This is a genomic window from Acidovorax sp. HMWF018 (assembly GCF_003061035.1).
GTDB lineage: Bacteria > Pseudomonadota > Gammaproteobacteria > Burkholderiales > Burkholderiaceae_C > Acidovorax > Acidovorax delafieldii.
Genome location: NZ_QAIM01000453.1, coordinates 61,512 through 63,290, shown reverse-complemented (window position 1 = coordinate 63,290; position 1,779 = coordinate 61,512). Strand labels below are relative to the sequence as shown.

Here is a 1,779-nt window from a genome sequence, read left to right as displayed (position 1 = left end):
CTGCAGCTGCAGCCCGGCAGCCCCGTGGTGGAGGCCGAGATCGCCGAAAGCACAGGCCTGGGCCGCACGCCGGTGCGCGAGGCGCTGCTGCGCATGGTGTCCATCGGGCTCATCGTGCAGCAGCCCCGGCGCGGGCTGCTGGTGTCGCACATCGACCTGGCCGATCACCTGGACGTGATCCAGACCCGCCGCGTGCTGGAGCGCCTGCTGGCCTCCAACGCCGCACGCCGCGCCACCGCGCCGCAGCGCCAGGCCATCGTGCGCTGTGCGGAGAACATGGTGCAGGCCGCAGCGCGCGGCCACCTCGACGACTACATGCTGGCCGACCATGAGCTGGACCTCGTCACCCACCAGGCCAGCCAAAACCACTCGGCCGTCAAATGCGTGCAACCGCTCATCGTGCAGTGCCGCCGCTTCTGGTACGCCTACCAGCACGAAGGCGAGGTGTCAGAGGGTGCCCGGGCGCACATGCAACTGGCGCAGGGCATTGCCAGTGGCGACGAGGCCCAGGCCGTGGCGGGCGCAGAGCTGCTGATGGAGTACCTGGAGCGCTTTGCGCGCCGCATCATCGACCGCTAGGGACCCGATCACCCCGGGCCACGGGCAGTTGCGTCAATAACTATCTATTTGATAGCAATCCAGGCATATTGCACTAGCGCACCCGCCCCAAAACGCTTCAAACCGCGTACTCAGGCCAGGGAACTGCCCTGTTCCGCCACCTGCTGGCCCATCTCGATGCGCTGCTCCAGAAAGCGCCACATCCGCTCGTCCTGGCTGAACGCCACGTTAAACCGCAGCCAGCCCGTAGGCCGGGGCTCCACCAGAAACAGCTGACCCGGCCCGAGCATGATGCCCGCACCGGTGGCCTCTTTCGACAGCTCGGCACTGTCGGGCAGGTCGGGGTGCCGGGCCCACAGGTACATGCCCGCCTCGGGCTCGTGGAACAGCTCGAACCCCAGGTTCAGCAAACGCCGCCCCACCGTGCGGTGCGCCTCGGCCAGGCGTTCGCGCAGCGACTTGAGGTGCTTGCGCCAGCGTCCATCCGTCACTACACCAAACGTGATGCGCTCGGTGATCTCTGACGAGGTCAGGCCCGAGATCATCTTGAGCTGCACCAGCTCGTCGAGCAGGTCACGCCGCGCCGCCAGAAAGCCGGTGCGCAGGTTGGGCGAAATCGTCTTGGAGAAGCTGCCCAGATAGATCACGCGGTTGAGCTGGTCCAGGCTGGCCAGCGAGGGACGCACACCGGGGTCCATGTCGGCGTAGATGTCGTTCTCCACCAGCATGAAGTTGTGCTGCTCGGCCAATTGCAGCAGCCGGTGCAGGTGCGCCACCGATGCCACCGAGCAGGTGGGGCTTTGCAGGCGCGGCTGCGTGAAGAACACCGTGGGCTGGCGCTCGGCCAGCAGGGCCTCTAGCGCCGGTAGGTCGTAGCCGGTGGCGGTGCGCGGCACACCCACCACTTGTGCTCCCGCAAAGCGCAGCATGAACAGCAAGTTGGGGTAGCCGGGGTCGTCCACCAGCACCACATCGCCAGGCTTGACGAGGCGACGCGCCACCAGATCCAGCGCCTGGCTGGAGCCCTGCGTGAGCAGCACCTGGTCGGCGTCCACCGCCAGATGGTGTTCGGCCAGCGACTCGGCCACCACCATGCGCAGCGCCATGTGGCCGTGGGGCAGGCCATAGCCATCCAGCTCGGGCCCGTCGGACGACAGCTGGCGCATGCTGCGTTTGACCGCATCGCCAAACAGCCAGTCGTGCGGCAGCCAGCCGCAGCCC

2 protein-coding genes are annotated in these 1,779 nt (G+C 67.5%); one reads left to right on the top strand and one right to left on the bottom strand.

Features of this window, described 5'->3' with window-relative positions:
* The coding region (locus DBR23_RS19115; protein ID WP_108499257.1) for a GntR family transcriptional regulator at nucleotides 1-579 on the top strand (579 nt) is incomplete at its 5' end.
* 110 nt (nucleotides 580-689) lie between these two features.
* Here the strand turns inward: DBR23_RS19115 and DBR23_RS19110 are convergent.
* Nucleotides 690-1,779: PLP-dependent aminotransferase family protein (locus DBR23_RS19110; protein WP_233250569.1), on the bottom strand; the 1,090-nt coding region annotated here is incomplete at its 5' end.